The sequence below is a fragment of the Maribacter algae genome, assembly GCF_047345745.1.
In the GTDB taxonomy this organism is placed as follows: domain Bacteria; phylum Bacteroidota; class Bacteroidia; order Flavobacteriales; family Flavobacteriaceae; genus Maribacter.
The window spans coordinates 975,600-996,141 of record NZ_JBLFES010000001.1 but is presented as its reverse complement, the minus strand read 5'-3'; the positions used below and the strand labels follow the sequence as shown (position 1 = coordinate 996,141).

General features: G+C 39.1%; 19 protein-coding genes. 10 read left to right on the top strand and 9 right to left on the bottom strand.

Annotated elements, in window-relative coordinates; translation table 11 throughout:
* Positions 1-26 precede the first annotated feature (26 nt).
* The 4 genes from gcvP (at position 27) to ACKWBX_RS04280 (ending at position 5,491) form a co-directional block, all read left to right on the top strand.
* Positions 27-2,879, top strand: coding sequence for an aminomethyl-transferring glycine dehydrogenase (gene gcvP, locus ACKWBX_RS04295; RefSeq protein WP_413967419.1), 2,853 nt, complete (start codon positions 27-29; stop codon positions 2,877-2,879).
* A gap of 165 nt (positions 2,880-3,044) precedes the next feature.
* Entirely contained in the window at positions 3,045-4,100 is a 1,056-nt protein-coding gene (locus ACKWBX_RS04290; protein ID WP_413967418.1) for a 3-oxoacyl-ACP synthase III family protein, read from the top strand.
* Positions 4,101-4,112: 12 nt separating this feature from the next.
* Complete coding sequence (locus tag ACKWBX_RS04285) at positions 4,113-4,640, top strand: methyltransferase domain-containing protein (RefSeq protein ID WP_413967417.1); 528 nt, start codon at positions 4,113-4,115, stop codon at positions 4,638-4,640.
* On the top strand, positions 4,637-5,491 hold the full coding sequence (locus tag ACKWBX_RS04280; protein ID WP_413967416.1) for a glycosyltransferase: 855 nt from the start codon (positions 4,637-4,639) through the stop codon (positions 5,489-5,491). The genes ACKWBX_RS04285 and ACKWBX_RS04280 overlap by 4 nt, the downstream gene beginning before the upstream one ends.
* Positions 5,492-5,539: 48 nt before the next feature.
* Here the strand turns inward: ACKWBX_RS04280 and ACKWBX_RS04275 are convergent, their stop codons facing one another.
* The 7 genes from ACKWBX_RS04275 to ACKWBX_RS04245 all read right to left on the bottom strand — a co-directional run bounded on the left by ACKWBX_RS04275 (position 5,540) and on the right by ACKWBX_RS04245 (position 12,738).
* Positions 5,540-6,049, bottom strand: coding sequence for an OmpH/Skp family outer membrane protein (locus ACKWBX_RS04275; protein ID WP_413967415.1), 510 nt, complete (start codon positions 6,047-6,049; stop codon positions 5,540-5,542).
* Between the two features lie 51 nt (positions 6,050-6,100).
* Positions 6,101-6,919 (bottom strand): OmpH/Skp family outer membrane protein, encoded by an 819-nt coding sequence (locus tag ACKWBX_RS04270; protein WP_413967414.1) that lies wholly within the window; start codon positions 6,917-6,919, stop codon positions 6,101-6,103.
* Positions 6,920-7,021: 102 nt separating this feature from the next.
* Positions 7,022-9,637: a BamA/OMP85 family outer membrane protein gene (locus ACKWBX_RS04265; RefSeq protein WP_413967413.1), complete on the bottom strand. Its 2,616-nt coding sequence runs from the start codon at positions 9,635-9,637 to the stop codon at positions 7,022-7,024.
* 4 nt (positions 9,638-9,641) lie between these two features.
* Positions 9,642-10,382, bottom strand: a complete 741-nt coding sequence (locus tag ACKWBX_RS04260) for an isoprenyl transferase (protein ID WP_413967412.1) — start codon at positions 10,380-10,382, stop codon at positions 9,642-9,644.
* A gap of 8 nt (positions 10,383-10,390) precedes the next feature.
* Positions 10,391-11,089, bottom strand: a complete 699-nt coding sequence (porG, locus tag ACKWBX_RS04255) for a type IX secretion system protein PorG (protein WP_413967411.1) — start codon at positions 11,087-11,089, stop codon at positions 10,391-10,393.
* Between the two features lie 109 nt (positions 11,090-11,198).
* On the bottom strand, positions 11,199-12,080 hold the full coding sequence (locus ACKWBX_RS04250) for an NAD kinase (protein WP_413967410.1): 882 nt from the start codon (positions 12,078-12,080) through the stop codon (positions 11,199-11,201).
* Between the two features lies 1 nt (position 12,081).
* Positions 12,082-12,738 (bottom strand): CBS domain-containing protein, encoded by a 657-nt coding sequence (locus tag ACKWBX_RS04245; RefSeq protein WP_413967409.1) that lies wholly within the window; start codon positions 12,736-12,738, stop codon positions 12,082-12,084.
* Positions 12,739-12,830: 92 nt separating this feature from the next.
* On the opposite strand from ACKWBX_RS04245, the gene ACKWBX_RS04240 reads away from it, so the two are divergent.
* The 6 genes from ACKWBX_RS04240 to clpX all read left to right on the top strand — a co-directional run bounded on the left by ACKWBX_RS04240 (position 12,831) and on the right by clpX (position 18,267).
* The gene (locus ACKWBX_RS04240) at positions 12,831-13,544 is read left to right on the top strand and encodes a pyridoxine 5'-phosphate synthase (RefSeq protein ID WP_413967408.1); all 714 of its coding nucleotides are present in this window, start codon (positions 12,831-12,833) and stop codon (positions 13,542-13,544) included.
* Positions 13,541-14,314: an alpha/beta fold hydrolase gene (locus ACKWBX_RS04235; RefSeq protein WP_413967407.1), complete on the top strand. Its 774-nt coding sequence runs from the start codon at positions 13,541-13,543 to the stop codon at positions 14,312-14,314. Before ACKWBX_RS04240 ends, ACKWBX_RS04235 begins: the two co-directional genes overlap by 4 nt.
* Positions 14,315-14,404: 90 nt before the next feature.
* Positions 14,405-14,755: a phage holin family protein gene (locus tag ACKWBX_RS04230; RefSeq protein ID WP_413967406.1), complete on the top strand. Its 351-nt coding sequence runs from the start codon at positions 14,405-14,407 to the stop codon at positions 14,753-14,755.
* Positions 14,756-14,852: 97 nt separating this feature from the next.
* On the top strand, positions 14,853-16,175 hold the full coding sequence (gene tig / locus ACKWBX_RS04225) for a trigger factor (RefSeq protein WP_413967405.1): 1,323 nt from the start codon (positions 14,853-14,855) through the stop codon (positions 16,173-16,175).
* A gap of 88 nt (positions 16,176-16,263) precedes the next feature.
* On the top strand, positions 16,264-16,944 hold the full coding sequence (gene clpP / locus ACKWBX_RS04220) for an ATP-dependent Clp endopeptidase proteolytic subunit ClpP (protein WP_413967404.1): 681 nt from the start codon (positions 16,264-16,266) through the stop codon (positions 16,942-16,944).
* A gap of 87 nt (positions 16,945-17,031) precedes the next feature.
* On the top strand, positions 17,032-18,267 hold the full coding sequence (clpX, locus tag ACKWBX_RS04215; RefSeq protein ID WP_413967403.1) for an ATP-dependent Clp protease ATP-binding subunit ClpX: 1,236 nt from the start codon (positions 17,032-17,034) through the stop codon (positions 18,265-18,267).
* Here the strand turns inward: clpX and ACKWBX_RS04210 are convergent.
* Positions 18,264-18,821, bottom strand: a complete 558-nt coding sequence (locus tag ACKWBX_RS04210) for a dienelactone hydrolase family protein (protein ID WP_413967402.1) — start codon at positions 18,819-18,821, stop codon at positions 18,264-18,266. The genes clpX and ACKWBX_RS04210 overlap by 4 nt on opposite strands.
* Before the next feature lie 167 nt (positions 18,822-18,988).
* Positions 18,989-20,509, bottom strand: coding sequence for a GH3 auxin-responsive promoter family protein (locus ACKWBX_RS04205; RefSeq protein ID WP_413967401.1), 1,521 nt, complete (start codon positions 20,507-20,509; stop codon positions 18,989-18,991).
* Positions 20,510-20,542: the final 33 nt, after the last annotated feature.

Below are 20,542 nucleotides of genomic sequence, written 5' to 3'. Positions count from 1 at the left end.
ATTTTGCCCGACTAATTCTTAGAAATATGAAGACTGACGTGTTTGCATCCCGCCATATAGGTATACAGGAATCGGATTTGGAAAAAATGCTCGATACCGTTGGAGTTGAAAATCTAGATGAACTCATAGACCAGACCATTCCAACGGATATACGATTAAAGGAAAGTCTAAATTTGGCCCCCGCCATTAGCGAACATGAGTTTTTAGGACTTTTGGAAAATTTGTCCAACGAAAACAAAGTGTACAAATCATATATTGGCTTGGGATACCATGAAAGTCTGACCCCCTCGGTCATCAAAAGAAATATTTTGGAAAACCCGGGCTGGTATACGGCCTATACGCCCTACCAAGCAGAAATAGCCCAAGGGAGATTAGAAGCACTCCTAAATTATCAGACCATGATTTGCGACTTGACCGGAATGGAAGTAGCAAATGCTTCTTTATTGGATGAAAGCACTGCGGCGGCGGAAGCCATGACCATGCTTTTTGATGTGCGCAGTAGAAGTCAAAAAAAAGAAGGTGTTCTTAAATTCTTTGTGTCCGATGAAGTGCTCCCCCAGACGTTAAGTTTGTTACAAACACGTTCCGTACCGCTAAATATAGAACTGGTCGTTGACAGTCCTGAAAATTTCAGGTTTACCAAAGAGTATTTTGGTGCATTGTTACAATATCCGGGAAAATATGGCCAAGTGAATGATTATGCTGATTTTGTTTGTAAAGCCAACGAAAATGAAATAAAAGTAGCCGTAGCGGCAGACCTTTTAAGTTTGGCCATGTTGACACCTCCCGGAGAATGGGGCGTAGATGTAGTCGTAGGCACCACACAACGTTTTGGAATTCCATTGGGTTATGGCGGGCCACATGCCGCATTTTTTGCGACCAAACCGGATTATAAAAGAAATATACCCGGAAGAATCATCGGTGTCACAAAAGATACCGACGGTAACCGCGCCCTAAGGATGGCATTACAGACAAGGGAACAGCACATTAAAAGGGACAAAGCAACTTCCAATATTTGTACCGCACAAGTTTTGCTGGCGGTCATGGCAGGAATGTATGGCGTGTATCACGGCCCAAAAGGATTAAAATATATTGCCGAAAAAATACATAACAACGCCCAAATAGTAGCCAAAAGGTTGACCGCTTTTGGTTTTGAACAGGTAAACACCTGTTTTTTCGATACAATAAAGATTAAGGTCCAGAACTTAGAATCGCTTAAAACCATATCAGAATCAAAGAAAATCAACCTTAATTATATCGATGACGAAACTGTCTCCATTTCTTTGAACGAAGCTTTCTCCGAAAAAGATATAAGACCTTTGGTCACATGTTTCCTAGAGTCTCAGGGAATCAATGATGATTCCTACCCACAAGATGATTTAGAAGACATTATTCCCGAAAACTTGAGGCGCACTTCTACCTTCTTACAACAGGAGGTTTTTAACACATATCATTCGGAGACCGAATTGATGCGTTACATCAAAAAATTGGAGCGCAAGGATTTGGCCTTGAATCATTCCATGATTTCTTTGGGAAGTTGTACCATGAAATTAAATGCTGCTTCTGAAATGTTACCACTGAGCTGGGCCAACTGGGGAAATATTCACCCCTTTGTACCATTGGACCAAGCCAAAGGATATCAATTGGTTCTTAAAGAACTAGAGGAGCAACTCAATATAATTACCGGCTTTGCAGGTACCTCGTTACAACCCAATTCCGGAGCGCAAGGAGAATTCGCAGGTTTAATGACCATTAGAGCGTATCACCGATCAAGGGGGGACCATCACAGGAATATATGTATAATTCCTGCCTCTGCCCACGGTACAAATCCCGCTTCTGCGGTGATGGCCGGAATGAAAGTGGTGGTAACCAAAACAGATGAAAAAGGAAATATTGATGTTATCGATTTAGAGGAAAAAGTAAAAGAGCATGCTGAAAATTTGGCTGCGTTAATGGTCACTTATCCCTCTACACACGGTGTTTTTGAGTCCTCCATCAAATACATCACCTCTTTGATTCATGAGTATGGTGGTCAAGTATATATGGACGGTGCCAACATGAACGCCCAAGTAGGCCTTACCAACCCAGCTACCATTGGGGCCGATGTGTGTCACTTAAATTTACATAAGACCTTTGCCATTCCGCATGGTGGCGGTGGACCCGGCGTTGGACCCATTTGTGTGGCAGAACAACTAAAACCTTTCCTTCCCTCCAATCCATTGGTGAAAACAGGAGGTGAAAATGCCATTACCGCTATATCGGGAGCCCCATGGGGAAGTGCCTTGGCCTGCTTGATTTCCTATGGATACATTAAAATGCTCGGAGCAAAAGGTGTTACCGATGCCACTAAATATGCCATCTTGAATGCCAATTATATTAAAGAAAGGCTCAACGGGGCCTATGAGGTACTATACACCGGAGAAAAAGGTAGGGCCGCCCATGAAATGATTATAGATTGTCGTCCTTTTAAAGAAAATGGCATTGAAGTGACAGACATCGCCAAAAGATTGATGGATTATGGCTTTCATGCGCCTACGGTTTCTTTTCCCGTGGCAGGAACTATGATGATAGAACCAACAGAAAGTGAAGGACTGGCAGAATTAGACCGTTTTTGCGAAGCCATGCTTTCTATAAGAATTGAAATTGATGAAGCGCATAAGGATGAAGAAAACAACGTGCTAAAAAATGCGCCGCATACCTTGGGCATGGTCACTTCCGATCAATGGGACTTTCCCTATTCCCGTCAGAAAGCAGCGTTCCCATTGGATTTTGTATCCGAAAATAAGTTCTGGCCAACGGTAAGACGCGCTGATGAAGCATTTGGCGACCGGAATTTGATATGTACCTGCGCACCCATTGAAGCGTATGCAGAAGCGTAGAAAACATAACAATAACAATACCTACAAGCCTTTTTGATATTTCGGAAGGGCTTTTTTTTATGTCCTTCTTCATGAAACAAAGCCGTGGGCATCGTATAAATTATTATGCGTGCATAATATTTGATTTTAAGCACCCTAACTTAAAACACCAACTAACTCGATACCATGTCAATAGGAATAATAGGAACAGGGAGCTATATTCCTGGACAGACCATAAAAAATCAAGATTTTGAAAGCCAAGAATTTTTAAATGCCGATGGAACACCTTTCAAAAATGAAAATACCATCATCATTGAAAAATTTAAGGCAATCACCGGAATTGAGGAAAGACGTTATGTAGAAAAAGGTCTAAATACTTCGGATATCGCATTTCTTGCTTCGGAAAAAGCAATTGAAGATGCCAAAATTGATAAGGAAACCATAGATTATATCATCGTAGCCCATAATTTTGGGGATGTTTCCCATGGGCAACACCAGAGTGATATGTTACCGAGCTTGGCATCTCGCGTAAAACATCATCTCCGCATCAAAAATCCTAAGTGTGTAGCGTATGACATGCTTTTTGGTTGTCCGGGTTGGATAGAAGGCGTTATTCAGGCCAATGCATTTATAAAAAGTGGAATCGCTACAAATTGTTTGGTCATCGGTGCAGAGACCTTATCGCGTATCGTGGACCCGCATGACCGCGATTCTATGATCTACTCGGATGGTGCCGGTGCCGCCATTATTTCCCAATCTAAAAATCAGGGTGAAATTCTTTCACACTCCAGCGCAACGTTCACTTATGACGAAGCCTTTTTTCTATTTTATGGAAAATCGTATAGTCCTTCGGAAGCCACTACAAAATATATAAAAATGTACGGCAGGAAAATCTATGAATTTGCAGTGACCCATGTTCCACAGGCCATGAAAGATTGTTTGGACAATAGTGGTGTCACGATTCAAGAAGTGAAAAAAATATTAATTCATCAAGCGAACGAAAAAATGGACGAGGCCATTGTTAATAGGTTTTACGGATTATACAATATGGAGGCTCCAGATGATATCATGCCCATGAGCATTGGAAAACTTGGAAATAGCTCTGTAGCCACCGTACCTACCCTATTGGATTTAATTAAAACCGGAAAAGTTAAAAATCAAGAAATACACAAAGGAGATGTTATTATCTTTGCAAGCGTTGGCGCAGGTATGAACATAAACGCCATAGTTTATAAAGTTTGAACCATTCTTTTAATGTACGAGAAAACTTATCCTAATAAACGTTTTCAGAATACGCTTTCTTTTTTACAAAAGCATATTGGTCCTAAAGAAGCTATTCTCGATTTGGGTGTTGAAAATCCGTTTTCTAAAATTATGCAGGAGCAGGGTTATAGTGTTTCCAATACGAAGGGTGAGGATTTAGATGTAGATTTTAGTTCGGTCATCACTTCAGATGCGGATGTGGTTACGGCATTTGAAATTTTTGAACATCTCTTGGCCCCTTTTAACGTCCTAAGAGAAATAAGGGCCAATAAATTAGTGGCGAGCATTCCATTAAAATTATGGTTCTCCAACGCATATCAAAGTAAAACAGATCCTTGGGACAGGCATTATCACGAATTTGAGGATTGGCAATTTGATTGGCTACTGGAGAAATCAGGATGGTCCATAAAAGATAGGGCAAAATGGACAAATCCGGTCAAGAAATTAGGCATACGGCCATTGCTACGTAGCTTCACGCCCAGATATTATATCGTATATGCTGAAAGAACAAAAAAGTGAGGTACTACATCATCATTCCCGCTCACAATGAAGCTTCCTTTATAGCCAAAACACTCAGTTCCGTTCTGGCACAAACAATATTGCCCGCAAAGGTGGTCGTAGTGAATGACAATTCTACGGATGCTACTGCGGATATCATAAGCGAATTCGCATCAAGAAGTCCTATTATAACGCCCTTGAATACGGTATCCACTGCCGAGCATATGCCCGGCAGCAAGGTTATAAACGCTTTTAACAAAGGATTGACCGTATTGGACGATGATTATGACTTCCTAACAAAACTCGATGCTGATGTAATTTTACCTTCTAATTATTTTGAGAAAATAGCATTTGCCATCAAAGGGAATCCTAATATAGGTGTAGCAGGCGGATTTATTTACGAAGAAGATGAAACAGGTGAATGGGCATTGAACCACCCTATGAACAAAAAACACGTTAGAGGTGCTTTAAAATCCTATTCCAAAAATTGTTTTAAGGCAATAGGGGGGTTAAAAAATGCTATGGGATGGGATACAATAGATGAGCTTTTGGCGCAATATCATGGGTTTGAAATTTATACCGACGCTACTTTGAAGGTAAAACATTTAAGACCAACCGGAAATGCTTATAATTCCAAAGCCAAATTGCTACAAGGAAGGGCCATGTACACGATGCGTTATGGCTTTTGGATAACTTTTATCGCCTCTATAAAAATGGCCATAAAACAGCGGAAAAAAGCTGCTTTTATCGATAATATGTACGGTTATTTTGAAGCAAAAAAAGAAAACACTCCTTTTCTAGTTTCGCCCAAAGAAGGTGAATATATTCGCAAGCTTCGTTGGCGGGGAATAAAGCAAAAACTAATGCCATAAAAAAAGCCATTCTAAATGAATGGCTTTTTATTTACTTGTATAGTAATATTAGAACCCAAGTTCTTTCTTAACGTCTGCCAAAAGGTCTTTTCCTTTTGCAACAATAAGCCCACCTTGGGGTTGAGAATCTATTACATAATCAAAACCTTGGGCTGCCGCAACTTTATCAATAGCTGCTTTTGCTTTTTCTGAAATTGGAGCAAAAAGTTCCGCTTGTTTCTTTTGGATTTCCTGCTGCGCATTTTGTTGAAATTCCCCAACGGTCTTCTCCATGCCTTGCAATTCTACTGCTCTCTTTTCATTCTCCTCCTTTGATTTGGAAGCTGCTTCGTTCTGATATTGCGTATACTTATTACGTAACTCTGTCATAGAAGCTTGAATATCCGCTTGGTATGTTTCGGATAATTTTTTGAGTTCGGCTTCGGCAGCTTTCATCTCCGGCATCGCGGCAAGTAGTTGCGTAACATCTATATGAGCTACTTTACTTTGTGCGTTCACAAAACTGGTAGCCGCTACAAACAACATCAATGCTACCGCTATTCTTTTTACATTTTTCATGAGTTTAGATTTAATTCTTAATTTGAGTATTAATTAATGGTTACTGATTTACTAATTGTCTTTTTTATCCGTATTCTTCTTTCGTTCCTCTTCCTTTGCTTTTTTTCTCGCTTCCCTTTCCTCTAACAGTTTCTTGCGACGTTCCTCATAAGCCTTCTTTCTTTCTTCCCTCAACTTCAGCTGTTCCGCCCTACGTTCATCCGCAGTTTTCGTTCTCGCTTCATCGGCCTGTTTCGCTTTCTCCAGACGGTCTTTGAGGGCTTCCGTTAATTCCTTTTCTTCCTCAATATCCTCTTCTTCCAAAACCCTTCTATTCGGTTTTTTCTTAGGTTTACTTATTTTTCTCGTCCTAGCTATTCCCCTTAAAACCAAGTCGCTAATGTCATGCCTTTTTTGGGAGTACAACATTACGACATCCGCTGATTTATCAAAAATAAAATCATACTTTTTATTGGCACCTAGTTTTTGAACCTCATTAAAGACTTGGTCCTGTATGGGCTGTATCAACCTTCTTTTTTGTAGGACCAAATCTCCTTGCGGTCCAAAACGGTCTTGTTGGTATTCCAACATTTCCTTTTCCAAAATCTGAATCTCTTCTTCCCGTTCTGAAATCAGTTCGGGTGTCAACAACACTTTCTCCGCCATTAAGTCCTTCTTCATTTGCTCCACCTTACTTTGCTTCTGCTCGATCTCTACCTTCCATTTCTGTACTTTAGTACCCAATTGTTCTGTAGCGTCCCTGTACTCCTCTACATTTTCCAGAATATACTCCATATCCACATAAGCAATTCTAACGCCTCTCTGAGCTACTGCCACCGCCACTCCAAAAAAGGCAACCAATAAAAAAAGAACCTTTGTTTTTGACTTCATTTTTGATATCGTTTAATCCAATAGAAAATATCGTGCCAAAATTACTAAAACTTTTAAAATGAAAGGGTTAGCATAGAGCACAATGATATAATTCAACTATAATTAAAACTGTTGGCCAATAATGAAGTGTGTTTCCCAGCCGTTTGCACCACGTCCAATAGAAGAAGGTCTTAAGTCTTCATCAAACCCATAACCAAAGTCTATTCCCAAAAGTCCAAACGCCGGCATAAAAATGCGAAGCCCCACACCGGCCGATCGTTTTAATTGAAACGGATTAAATGACTGAAAATTGTTGAAAGCGTTACCACCTTCCAAAAAGGCAAGACCATAAATAGAAGCGGAAGGTTTTAAGGTCAGCGGGTATCTTAATTCCATAGAGAATTTATTATAAATAAGCCCCCCATCTGCCCTCGTACTTCCTGGACTTATAGGTGTTATGGATTGATTCTCATACCCCCTTAGCTGCACTACATCTCGCCCATCTAATGTAAAGTTTCCTAGACCGTCTCCTCCAACGAAAAATCGCTCAAAGGGCACATCACCGATATCGCTATTATAATTGCCCAAGAATCCAAATTCAGCATTGGTACGCAAGACCAAGTCGCCTACCAAAGGGGTGTACCAATCTCCTTTGAATTTAACTTTATAAAATTCCAATAATCTAAAACGTTCCTGATCTACCTCTTCCAATTCGGTAATTTCAGGGGATGTCTGAATACCGCTCGCTCTTTGCCCGTTTACAATGGGCTGCAATTCTTCGCTACGATTTGTCAAACCTCTAAAATCTTTATTGCTAAATAAGGAATAAGGCGGCGTGAATTTAGCCGTAATCTCAAAATTGGAACCTCCTCTAGGAAAAATACGCCCTCCTTGAACGGCGTTTCTTGATATCCCCAATGTATAGGCCAAGGAATTGGCCTTACCGTTTCCAAAATTGAACAGCCCTATATTATAATTTCTAAAATCATACAATTGATATCCCAAAGAATGTGAAATCGTAAAGAAATCATCTGGCCACTGTACCCGTTTTGCCAACCCAACACTTACCCCGGTAATGGAAAACTGTTGGTCCTTATTTACTTCTATACCATTTCTACCTCCAAAAGAAGCGGCAAATTGCTGTGTTCTTGACAAGCTTAAGTTAAACCGTACCGGTTTTTTTCCTCCCAACCATGGTTCCGCAAAATTTAAACTATACACCCTAAAGGTTCTACTGGCCTGTACCCTTAGCGCAAAAGTCTGACCATCTCCCATAGGAACGGGTTTATAGGCCTCTCCCTTGAATAAATTTTGAATGGAGAAATTATTAAAGGACAGCCCTAAGGTTCCTATAAAACCTCCGCCACCGTAACCTCCTTGCAATTCTATCTGACTGGAGCCCGACTCTACCAAATTCCAACCCAAATCTACCGTACCTTCATTAGGGTTGGCATTTTGTACATCTGGAGTTATTTGTTCCGCATCAAAGAAACCCAACTGGCCCAGTTCACGAATACTACGGATAATATCCGACTTATTGTATTTCTGTCCAGGTCTGGTTCTAAGTTCACGGAAGATTACATGATCATTGGTTTTGTCATTACCGCTTACGGTAACATGGTCTAAAAAGGTTTCCTTACCTTCTATGATTCTAATTTCAAAGTTGATCGTATCATTGGCCGCAGAAACTTCAACAGGATTTATCTGAGAGAACAGATAGCCATTATTTTGATAAAGGCTCGTTACATCATTAGGATCGGGCTTTGAATTATCGGCGATGCGTTCACGCAACAACACACCGTTATAGGTAGCCCCTTTTTTAATTCCCAACACTGAAGAAAGTTGACGGTCCGTATATACGGTATTGCCAACAAAATCTATATCGCCAAAATAGTATTTATTTCCTTCCTCAACCTTTATCTTGAGTTCAATATTATTTTCATCTACCTTGATCAATGTATCGGAAATGATACGGGCATCCCTAAAACCATTTTCAGCGTACTTGTCAATCAACAAGCCTAAATCCTCTTCATACTCTTTTTGAATGTATTTGGACTTTTTCCAAAAACGACCCAATTGTTTCTTCTTGGTCTTCTTTAAGGCTTTGCGCAATTTTTTGTTAGTCAGTTTTTCGTTCCCTTCAAAGACGATATCCTTTATCTTTACCTTATCTCCCTTTTTGATATTAATGACCATACTTTGGGCATTGGTTTCAGAAGTATCTTTTTTTGTAGCGATATTAACTTGTGTATTTAAGTACCCTTGTTTCTTGTACTTATTGGTAAGGTAGTTTTTAGTATTGGAAATAAGACTTTCGGTAATCTTTTTACCCTTTTTAAGATCTGTATCCTTTACGAGTTCATCTATTTTTCTTGTTTTTACACCGTAAAAAGTTACATCTGTAAGTGTTGGCCTTTCTATAATATTGAGTTCAAGAAAAACAGTGTTATCCTCGATATTGGTAATATAAAAATCGATGGTCGTAAAGAGCTCCAGTCCCCATAATTTATTGATGACCGCGCTTATTTGCTCTCCAGGAATCGTAATGGGCTGTCCAACCCGTAAGCCTGTATAAGTCTTTACGGTTTGCTCATTGTAACTTTCCAAACCAGTAACTTCCAAACCGCCGAGAATATAGCTTTTGCCGTTCTCATAGGAAATTTCTTGTGCGGATGATAACGTTATAAAAAGTAATAGTAAAGTGGTAAGTAATTGGTTCAAGGATATGAACCTGGTCATATCTTTAGATGAGTTGTTCGCTAGTTTTTCCAAATCTTCTTTCTCTGTTCTGGTAATTTTTTATGGCCTCTACCAAATGATGCTCACTAAAATCGGGCCAAAATACATCAATAAAATATAATTCGGCGTATGCTATCTGCCATAATAAAAAATTGCTGATCCGATGTTCTCCACTAGTACGGATAAGCAAGTCTACGTCTGGTAAATTTTGCGTGTAAAGATGGTTATTTATAATGGTTTCATCAATATTTTCGGGCGAAATTATATTATTTTTAACTTTGAAAGCAATCTCCCTTACAGCCGATTGTATCTCTTCCCGAGAACCATAGCTGAGGGCCAGTGTCAAAGTCATAGCCGTGTTTTCCTTGGTTTTTTCCATCACCTCCAACAACTCTTTTCTGGCTTTGGACGGTAGTGCAGAAATGTTACCGATCGTATTGAGACGAATATTGTTTTTGTTAAAAGTTTTAAGTTCTTTTCTGAGCGAAGAGACCAAAAGACGCATTAGCGTCTCCACTTCTAGTTTGGGTCTGTTCCAATTTTCTGTAGAAAATGTATAGAGTGTTAAGTATTTAACTCCTATTTGAACACAGTTTTCGACGACGGCCCTCACTGTTTTTACACCGTTTTCGTGACCAAAAACCCTGTGTTTGCCCTTTTCTTTTGCCCATCTGCCATTACCATCCATAATTATCGCCAAGTGTATTGGCAAATTATGCTTGGCAATATCTTCTATTTTGTCCATGTTGTGATTTACTCAAAGCAATCCATGCAAGGCTTTCTTCCGAAAGTATAAGTCAGTGTTAATCCAGAAAAAACGTACCAGTCATCACTGAACACGTTTCCAAAGCTAGGATTAAAAAACTCACTTACATTGAGCTTTACTGGATTACTGGCATCCAGATTGTCCGTAAAAGTGTATCTGGCACCAATTTCTGCACCAAAAATAAGAAACTGATTGATACGATACTTCACACCCACGATCATTGGTATGGCAAAACCACCATCTTTTTGGTTTGCATATACAAATTCCCCAACATCATTGAAAAAATTATAATCATACCTAAAATAGGTGGCACCGGTATAAATATATGGAGTAAAGGCCGGACCTAATTTATGAAGGTTGTATTCCACGAAATTGAATTCCAAGCCTGCAGACGCCTCCAATACGGAGTTATCGGCCACATAACCACGCTGTCTTCTAGAATTGGTACTCGCTTTATTGTCGTTTGCGGTGAATTTTCCATAGGTAAGACTGCCCCGCCATGCATATCTTTTACTTTTGTTCCACTTGAACAAACCACCGAACGCCAAATTTGAAGGTAGAATAAAATTAGTTCGACCTACGTCCCCGATCACATTGGCACCTCCGGCAAAAACACCTACTTCATAAGTCTGGGCCCTAAGACCCAATAACGTAAAAAAAAGTATCACAAAAGCAATCTTTCGCATAGTTGCACTAATAATTTATCAAAATTTAGGCAATTTAAAATCACCACATTTGTTCATGCATGTTCTCAAAAGGTAAACAACATTTAAAGGCATTTATTGTTTTGCTCGGTCAATTACGCTTATCCTCGCCCCACAATAATTTATTCCGAAGTGTTTTTAAAAAGTTCTCAGAAGTATATTCTATCATTTTAATGGTAAACGGGGCTTTTTTGATAGAAAGCTCCTGTCCATTTTCCAGTGAGGCTATCCTGCTATCCAGAGATACCAAATGGTTTTCTTCCCTGCCCGACACTTTTAGCCTAATTATGGTGTCGTCAGAAATCACCAAGGGTCTTGCGCTAAGATTGTGCGGAGCAATAGGAGTCAATACAAGCGATTTTGCCGTTGGAACTATTACGGGACCTCCACAACTCAATGAATAGCCTGTAGAACCTGTAGGCGTAGAGACAATTAGACCATCTGCCCAATAGGAGGTTAAATATTCCCCATTAAGGTGTGTCTCTACAGTGATCATTGAAGTGGTGTCCTTTCTACTGACCGTAATCTCATTTAGGGCGAAATTCAAATCCCCAAATTGAGCATCTAAAGATTCCGTATTCAACTGAACAAGACTTCTTTCAACAATAGTGTAGGCACCTTGAACAAATTCCTTGACAACTTTTCTGACGTCTTCTTTTTTGAATGTGGACAAAAAGCCCAATCTCCCGGTATTCACCCCTACTATCGGAATTCCTAAATCTTTCACGAAAGTGGTCGCCCTAAGGATCGTACCATCGCCCCCAAAACTTACGAACATATCAAATGTAGCATCCAAACCGTTTGTAGAAGAAAAGGTTTGATAAGTTTCTTTATAACCTTTTTGTTGGTACAGCGTAAAAAAATCTTCCTCTATGTAGACCTCCGCTGCTTCATTTTTAAGTTCGTCCAAAAGTTCTACCAAAAATTCAATGGCATCATCTTGATATGTTTGTCCGTAAACGGCAACTTTCATCTTAGACATTTAAGTATTTGTCCAAATAATCCGAGCGTTCCTTCAGGTCTTCCAAGAATTGGTCATCACTGTTCCCGAATAATATATGATAATTGTACCTTCTAAAGGTCTGCACCACTTCATTAAAGTTTTCCGTACTGATTTTGACCGTAACCTGAACTACGTCGTTTTGAACATCTGTAATAAAACCTCCAATGAACTTGGCATTATTGCTTTCCACTATTTGGGCTATTTCACTGAAAGAATAATCCTTTATACCTGTAGCAACTACCAAAATGTTACCTGGGTCGGTAAAAAATGGTGTATCTATGAATACGGAAACGATATCCGTTAAATCATAATAGCCAATAACTTGCTCATCGGTGTTTATAATGGGAAGCAAATTGGCTTCATTTCTGGCAAAGCCTTCCAAAACATCTAACCAATTGGTCTCTTTCCGAACAAAAAAAGCTTCCAAATCGTATCGGTGAGCATCAATCTTAGTATTTGCCTCAACGATTTCTGCATCATTTTCAGAAAAAGTACCCACAAATCTGCCTTTTTCGACTATCGCCACATGGGAAAAGGTATTTTCCTTGAAAAACTCCAAGACTTTTTCAAAGCTTTCGTCAATTTCGAAAACGGGAATATTTGTGATTAGATGATTTTGAATATTCATAACGATAATTATAACGCAAATTAGCAATTTATAATGTCAAAAAGCATGCCTTATTTGTATTTTTGGATTCGCTTTACATCAAAATCGATAATATGACCAAACTTAGCGTTAACGTGAATAAAATAGCCACCTTGCGGAATGCCAGAGGCGGTAATGTGCCCGACCTTTTGAAAGTTGCCGAGGATATTGAACGCTTTGGTGCCCAAGGAATCACCATTCATCCAAGACCGGATGAGCGCCATATTCGCTATCAAGATGCGCGCGATTTGAAGAATATCGTTACTACAGAATATAATATTGAAGGAAATCCAAACCCGAAATTTATCGATTTGGTTTTAGAGGTAAAACCTACCCAAGTGACCTTAGTACCTGATGCCGTTGACGCCATTACTTCCAATGCCGGTTGGGATACGGTTAAACACAAGGATTTTTTGACCGAAGTCATAACAACTTTTAAAAATGCAGGAATACGCACCTCAATTTTCGTTGACCCAGATGTAAAAATAGTGGAAGGCGCAAAAAAAACGGGAACGGACCGCATTGAACTCTACACGGAAAGTTATGCCGTAGGATATGCCAATGACCCAAAAAACGCCGTGAAAGATTTTACACAGGCTGCCATAAAAGCAAACGAGTTGGAAATAGGTATTAATGCAGGCCATGACCTGAGCTTGGACAATATTGAATATTTCAAAAAAAACATTCCCAATCTGTTGGAAGTTTCCATAGGTCATGCACTTATCTGTGAATCAATATACTTAGGGCTGGACAACGTGGTCAACATGTATCTGAACAAATTAAAATGAATCCTATTTTACACTCAAAAATACTAGGTCAAGGAAAACCGCTTTGCATATTGCACGGTTTTCTGGGCATGTCCGATAATTGGAAAACATTGGGAACTTCTTATGCCGAGAATGGCTTTGAAGTACATCTTATTGACCAAAGGAATCATGGCAAAAGTTTTCATTCCCTTGATTTTAATTACGATTTCCTAGCGGAGGATTTAAAACAATATTTGAGTACCCACCATATTGAAAAAACCAGTATTATTGGGCATTCCATGGGAGGCAAAACGGCCATGCAATTTGCCTGCACCTATCCCAATTTCATGGACAAGCTTTTGGTGGCGGACATTGCCCCAAAGTTTTATCCTCCCCATCATCAAGAGATTATTAATGGACTACTGGCCTTAGATTTTTCAAAGGTAGCTTCCCGAACCGATGCCGACACACAACTAAAAGAACACCTTACCCATTTTGGTGTACGCCAATTTCTGTTAAAAAACCTGTATTGGAACGAAGAAAAGAAATTGGCCTTTAGATTTAATCTTGAAGTACTAAGTGAAAAGCTGGAAGAGGTCGGAGAGAACATCAACAGTACCGACTCTTTTGATGGCCCAACGCTATTTTTAAGAGGGGATAGATCCGAATATGTTTCTGATGCCGATACGACAGTCATAAAAAGACATTTTCCTTTGGCGACTATAGCGACCATTTCCAACGCTGGACATTGGCTGCACGCTGAAAACCCCACTGAGTTTCTACAAAAATCCTTGATGTTTCTTAATTCATAAAGTAACAGTCATCTAATGACAAAATTGCAGAAAATACGGCGTATTCTTTATTGGCATCGTATTTGACCAATTCATTATAAACATATTATTATGAAAACAATTCTTAGAATTCTATTAAGCGCCTTGGCAGTCATTATACTATCTTATGTACTACCGGGAGTTGGGGTTGACAATTTTACTACGGCAATCATAGTAGCATTGGTATTGGGTATTTTAAACTTTTTGGTAAAACCTATTTTGGTCATTTTGACTTTACCCATTACCATCCTGACTTTAGGCCTATTTCTACTGATCATCAATGCAATTATCATTTTGCTGGCAGCCCATTTCATAGGTGGTTTTCAAGTAGACGGGGTATTATGGGCAATCATTTTCAGCCTATTGCTATCCTTGCTTCAGTCCATTTTATACTCGCTTCTTAAGGAGGACAAAAAAAGTTGAGTTACTATTTGATTTTCAATAGCTTAAAAAGTTGTTAGCATAAGGAAAATATAGTATTTTTGCCACCCATTTTAGAAAAGCAAATCTTAAAGTAGAGATGAATATTACAAAAGAGCAGATAGACAATTTAAACGCAGTAGTCACCGTAGCATTGACGAAGGAAGATTACCAGGACAAGGTAGATACTATTCTAAAAGACTATAGAAAACAGGCCAATATCCCTGGTTTTAGAAAAGGACAGGTTCCTATGGGGCTTATTAAAAAGCAATACGGAAAAGCTGTTTTGGTCGATGAAGTAAACAAGTTGCTTCAAGATAACCTGAACAAGTATCTGACGGAAGAAAAATTGGATGTACTAGGAAATCCATTACCTAAACAACAGGATAATTTTGACTGGGATACGGATGAACTGGCCTTTGAATTCGAACTGGGGCTGGCTCCGGAATTTGAAGTTCCATTAAAGACGAAAAAAGCCATTACCCAGTATAAGATTACGGCCGACAAAAAAATGGTTTCCGAGCAGATAGACCGTATTCAAAAGCAATACGGAAAATTGGTTTCCAAAGATGTAGTAGGGAAAAAGGACGAAGTATCCGGTCAATTTTTGAATGAAGAGGAGGAAATAGATAATAAGTCACTTTTAGAAATGGATCAACTCAAAAGCAAAAAGGCAATCGAGGCACTGGTTGGCAAAAAAGTAGGCGATACGGTTGCCCTAAAAACAAAAGGGCTTTTAAAAGAGGATCATTTACTGTCTAGCATTTTGGGCATTTCAAAGGAAAAATCAGAAAAATTGAATATTGAAGTTTCCTTCACCATTACTGAAATCAACGAAAGAGAACCAGCTGAATTAAATCAGGAGTTGTTCGATAAACTTTTTGGAAAAGATAGTATTACTTCAGAGAAAGAATTACAAGCTCGTATTAAAGAAGATTCCGAGAAACAATTTGAGCAGCAGTCAGATCAAAAGCTTTTGAACGATATTACGGAGTATTTTATCGAAAACACGAAATTTGAACTTCCTGCCGGATTTTTGACCAAATGGATACAAATGACCGGTGAAAAACCCCTTTCCGAAGAGGAAGCCAGCGAAGAGTTCCAAAAATCCGAAAAGGGATTACGTTACCAATTGATCGAAGGTAAAATCATAAAGGATAATGATCTTCAGGTACAATTTGATGAATTGAAAGAATTCGCCAAAGGCTTTATAAAATCCCAGATGGCCCAATTTGGACAAATGGATCCCAAAGAAGAGGAACTGGACAATATTGCCGCTAGGGTTCTTGGTAATCAAGATGAAGTCAAAAGACTGTCAGAGCAATTAATGAGTCAAAAATTATTGAACCTTTATAAGGAAAAAGGGAATCTAAAGACTAAAGAAGTCACTTATGAAAACTTCGTGAAAGAAGTTTACGGGTAGTTTTCAAACAATAATTTAAGTATCTTTACGGTGCCGGAAAATCTATTTTCGGCACCTTTTTTTATAAAAAAATCGATTTAAAAAATTTATGGACTACGGAAAAGAATTCAAGAATTACGCCATAAACCATCAGGGCATCAGCAGTACTTATTATGACAAAATAATGAGCAGCATGTATCCCGTCAATATGACCCCTAACATTATAGAGGAAAGACAGTTAAACGCCATCGCGATGGATGTTTTCTCTAGATTGATGATGGACCGTATTATTTTCTTGGGGACGGGAATCAACGATCAAGTAGCCAACATTGTACAAGCACAATTATTGTTCCTGGAAAGTGCGGATGCCTCTAAAGACATCCAAATTTATATCAATTCTCCGGGAGGGAGCGTATATGCAGGTCTGGGCATCTACGACACCATGCAGTTCATAAAGCCTGACGTAGCAACCATATGTACGGGAATGGCAGCCTCTATGGGAGCCGTGCTCCTTTGTGCGGGCGAAAAAGGAAAACGTAGCGGTCTTACCCATTCCAGGGTCATGATTCACCAACCGATGGGGGGAGCCCAAGGTCAGGCGAGCGATATAGAAATCACCGCAAGGGAAATCTTGAAACTCAAGGAAGAGCTCTACGCCATCATTGCCAGCCATTCAGGACAAACCAAGGAGAAGGTTCATGAAGATAGTGACCGTGATTATTGGATGAAGGCAGATGAGGCAAAAAAATATGGTATGATCGATGAGATTTTAGTCAGGGATAAAAACTAATCGCGACCTATAATCCAAAATTGTATGATTCTTTTGAACCAAAAACGAAATTGCTTCGTTTTATGTTCAAGATAGTGAAAAGACGTTATGGCAAAGGAAAATTTAGAATGTTCATTTTGTGGTAGAAAAAAGCCGGAAACCAATTTATTGATAGCGGGTCTGGATGCGCATATTTGCGATCGTTGTATTGAACAGGCACACGGTATTGTTGCAGAGGAATCCAGACAGACCAAAACGAACGATCTTTCCTCTGAACTCGTCCTTAAAAAACCACAGGAAATCAAATCCTTTTTGGACACTTTTATCATCGGTCAAGAACGTACCAAAAAAGTAATGTCCGTTGCTGTCTACAATCACTATAAAAGATTATTACAACCTTCATCAAAAGAAGATGATATTGAAATACAGAAGAGTAACATTATTATGGTGGGGCAAACAGGTACCGGAAAAACCTTAATGGCCAAAACCATAGCCAAAATGCTCAATGTTCCTTTGGCCATTGTAGACGCAACCGTACTTACGGAAGCCGGATATGTTGGTGAGGACGTAGAAAGTATTTTGACCCGATTGTTACAAGCCGCGGATTACAATCTTGAAAAAGCGGAAAGAGGCATCGTTTTTATTGATGAAATCGATAAAATTGCCCGTAAAAGCGATAATCCATCCATTACTAGAGATGTATCCGGGGAAGGAGTGCAGCAGGGATTATTGAAATTATTGGAAGGTACTGTAGTGAACGTTCCGCCAAAAGGTGGTCGCAAACATCCCGATCAAAAATTCATTGAGGTCAATACCGAAAATATTCTATTCATAGCCGGTGGGGCTTTTGATGGTATTGAAAGGGCCATTACAAAACGATTGAATCTTCAGGCTGTTGGTTATAGTGCCTCCAAAGCGGATGAGCAGTTGGACGAAAGCAATATCTTGCAATACATCATCCCAAAGGATTTAAAAGAATTTGGGCTTATTCCCGAAATTATCGGAAGGCTTCCCGTGCTTACCCATATGAACCCTTTGGATAAAAAGACACTCCGGGCCATTTTGACCGAACCGAAAAATGCAATCATAAAACAATATGAAAAGCTTTTCGCCATGGATGATATCAATTTTACCATAACGGAACAAGCCCTAAATTATATTGTAGAAAAAGCGATAGAATACAAATTGGGCGCGCGTGGATTACGCTCATTATGTGAAGCGATCTTCACGGATGCCATGTTTGAAATGCCAAGTAGCGGTGAAGGAGAGTTTAAAGTTTCCAAGGCATACGCCGAACAAAAACTATCTTACGAAACGGTAAAAAAATTAAAGGCAGTTTCTTAAACTACCTTTTTTATTGCGGGTTGTATTTGTGTTACTTCTTGCAACAAATCCAAACACACCTTCTGAATCACTTTTTCATCAGTATAAAGGGTGTGCCCAAAATTTGCGATCAGTTCTGGTTCAACATCCATACTTTCTGCCCAAGATTCACTGGGCTTAAAAGCATCATTTTCACCATATAATAATGTGAACGGTAAACAAGGTTTGGATTTCTTTAACCTGATCCTTGTAGCGGAAACGCAATACAATGATTTTACAGGAAGTCCTTTTTGGGCGGCTTCCCAAACAATAGTTCCTCCAGTGCTAAAAGCAAGATAATAACTTGGTTGCTGTTCTTTTTTAAGTAGATGGGCTACCGCGGTTTCTATACCTCCTTTGGTAAAGGCATTGTGAATATTTTCTTCCGTTTGCACGGCTATGTCAAGATTGGCCAGTTGTTGGCTATCGTAAAAGGTGATGTCAAAATATTGTTGTAGGTATCCTAAGTATGAGGTAATCCAAAGTCCTTTTTTTGCGCCCCACATATCGGAAACGATTACTAATCTCTCAGCCATAATTGTAGTTTATTCTATTTTTAGTTTGGGAACTGTTTGTCTAAATTCTTTCATTAACGTTAGAATCCGATATTTAATTGTTCTAGGTACGCTTTTTATCGATATAGACCCGTACCTACTGACGTACAGCAAGTATCATAGATGAAATACATTATTGATTAACAGTATTATGATGATGAGTTCTCCCGAAGCAACTCATCTATGTACTCCCGCCTATTGGAGAGTCTAGGGATTTTATGTTGACCTCCAAGTTTATCATTTTCTTTGAGCCAATCATAAAAAAGATTTTCACGAGCAATGTGAACCTTGGGCATTTTAAGTGTAGTGTTATTGTATCGTTTGGCCTCATAATCCGAATTCAAGGATTTCAAGGCATTATCCAAAAATTCTGTGAAATAGTTCAAATCTTCCGGGCACTTTCTGAATTCTATAATCCATTCATGGGCCCCTTTTTCTTTACCGGACATAAAAATTGGCCCTGCGGTATAATCTTTTATCTGTGCTCCTGTTTTTTTACAAACACTTTTTAGGGCCTCCTCTGCATTTTCTATAATGAGTTCTTCCCCAAAAACATTAATATGATGTTTAGTTCTTCCCGTTACCCTAATTCTGTATGGATTTTTAGAAGTAAACCGAACTGTATCCCCAATTTTGTACCGCCATAGGCCAGAATTGGTCGTTATGATGATAGCATAATTTCTGCCTACTTTCACTTCCCAAAGTGGTATTGCCCGTTGTTGCTCAGTGCCATAAACATCCATTGGGATAAATTCATAAAAAATTCCATAGTCCAACATCAATAATAAATCGTCTGCATTATTTCTGTCCTGTATGGCAAAAAATCCTTCGGACGCATTATAAATTTCATAGTACCTAAAATCCCTTTTAGGCAATAGTTTTTTGTATTGTTCCTTGTAAGGACTAAAACTTACTCCACCGTGAAAATAAACTTCCAAATTCTCCCATACCTGAAATAGGTTTTCCTTTCCCGTATCCTCTAACAAATTGTTCAGCAAAACCAACATCCAAGAGGGCACACCGGCCAAGCTGGTAACATTTTCCTGAACACTTTCTTGAATGATCGCCTTTAGTTTACTTTCCCACTCACTCATTAAGGAAACCTTGTTACTGGGCGTGCTACTGAACTCTGCCCACAAAGGCATGTTATCTATCAATATTGCGGAAAGATCTCCAAAAAAAGAGCCATTGTCCTCATAAATCTCTTTGCTCCCACCCAATCGTAAACTTTTCCCGGTAAACAACTGTGAGTTTTCATTGTTGTTCAAATAAAGACATAACAAGTCTTTCCCAGATTTAAAATGACAATCTTCCAACGCTTCCGAGCTTACTGGGATAAACTTGCTCTTTGCATTTGTTGTGCCACTACTCTTGGCAAATAGTTTTACGGTGGTAGGCCAGAAAAGATTTTGTTCGCCCTTTCGGGTTCGCTCTATCATCGGTTCAAAATCCTCATAGGAAACAATGGGTACCCGTTCTCTAAAAGTTTCGTAGTTGTTTATGGATTCAAAATCATATGTCCTTCCTATTTCGGTATCCTCTGCAATTTCCAATAATTGAAGTAATACTTCTTCCTGAACTTCTTCGGGATATTTTAAAAAAAGTTCTATTTGGTGATAGCGCTTTTTTAGCAACCATGAAGCTATAGAATTAAAGAGCGGAATCGGCATTTTTGGGTATCTTTAGGTCTCTAAAATAGGGTA

Bases quoted from the DNA above. Each gene is read 5' to 3' on its own strand.
- ACKWBX_RS04290 (WP_413967418.1), top strand. From the start codon at position 3,045: ATGTCAATAGGAATAATAGGAACAGGGAGCTATATTCCTGGACAGACC.
- gcvP (WP_413967419.1), top strand. From the start codon at position 27: ATGAAGACTGACGTGTTTGCATCCCGCCATATAGGTATACAGGAATCG.
- clpX (WP_413967403.1), top strand. From the start codon at position 17,032: ATGGCAAAGGAAAATTTAGAATGTTCATTTTGTGGTAGAAAAAAGCCG.
- tig (WP_413967405.1), top strand. From the start codon at position 14,853: ATGAATATTACAAAAGAGCAGATAGACAATTTAAACGCAGTAGTCACC.
- ACKWBX_RS04265 (WP_413967413.1), bottom strand. From the start codon at position 9,637: ATGACCAGGTTCATATCCTTGAACCAATTACTTACCACTTTACTATTA.
- ACKWBX_RS04230 (WP_413967406.1), top strand. From the start codon at position 14,405: ATGAAAACAATTCTTAGAATTCTATTAAGCGCCTTGGCAGTCATTATA.
- clpP (WP_413967404.1), top strand. From the start codon at position 16,264: ATGGACTACGGAAAAGAATTCAAGAATTACGCCATAAACCATCAGGGC.
- ACKWBX_RS04240 (WP_413967408.1), top strand. From the start codon at position 12,831: ATGACCAAACTTAGCGTTAACGTGAATAAAATAGCCACCTTGCGGAAT.
- ACKWBX_RS04270 (WP_413967414.1), bottom strand. From the start codon at position 6,919: ATGAAGTCAAAAACAAAGGTTCTTTTTTTATTGGTTGCCTTTTTTGGA.
- ACKWBX_RS04245 (WP_413967409.1), bottom strand. From the start codon at position 12,738: ATGAATATTCAAAATCATCTAATCACAAATATTCCCGTTTTCGAAATT.
- ACKWBX_RS04250 (WP_413967410.1), bottom strand. From the start codon at position 12,080: ATGAAAGTTGCCGTTTACGGACAAACATATCAAGATGATGCCATTGAA.
- ACKWBX_RS04275 (WP_413967415.1), bottom strand. From the start codon at position 6,049: ATGAAAAATGTAAAAAGAATAGCGGTAGCATTGATGTTGTTTGTAGCG.
- ACKWBX_RS04260 (WP_413967412.1), bottom strand. From the start codon at position 10,382: ATGGACAAAATAGAAGATATTGCCAAGCATAATTTGCCAATACACTTG.
- porG (WP_413967411.1), bottom strand. From the start codon at position 11,089: ATGCGAAAGATTGCTTTTGTGATACTTTTTTTTACGTTATTGGGTCTT.
- ACKWBX_RS04285 (WP_413967417.1), top strand. From the start codon at position 4,113: ATGTACGAGAAAACTTATCCTAATAAACGTTTTCAGAATACGCTTTCT.
- ACKWBX_RS04210 (WP_413967402.1), bottom strand. From the start codon at position 18,821: ATGGCTGAGAGATTAGTAATCGTTTCCGATATGTGGGGCGCAAAAAAA.
- ACKWBX_RS04205 (WP_413967401.1), bottom strand. From the start codon at position 20,509: ATGCCGATTCCGCTCTTTAATTCTATAGCTTCATGGTTGCTAAAAAAG.
- ACKWBX_RS04235 (WP_413967407.1), top strand. From the start codon at position 13,541: ATGAATCCTATTTTACACTCAAAAATACTAGGTCAAGGAAAACCGCTT.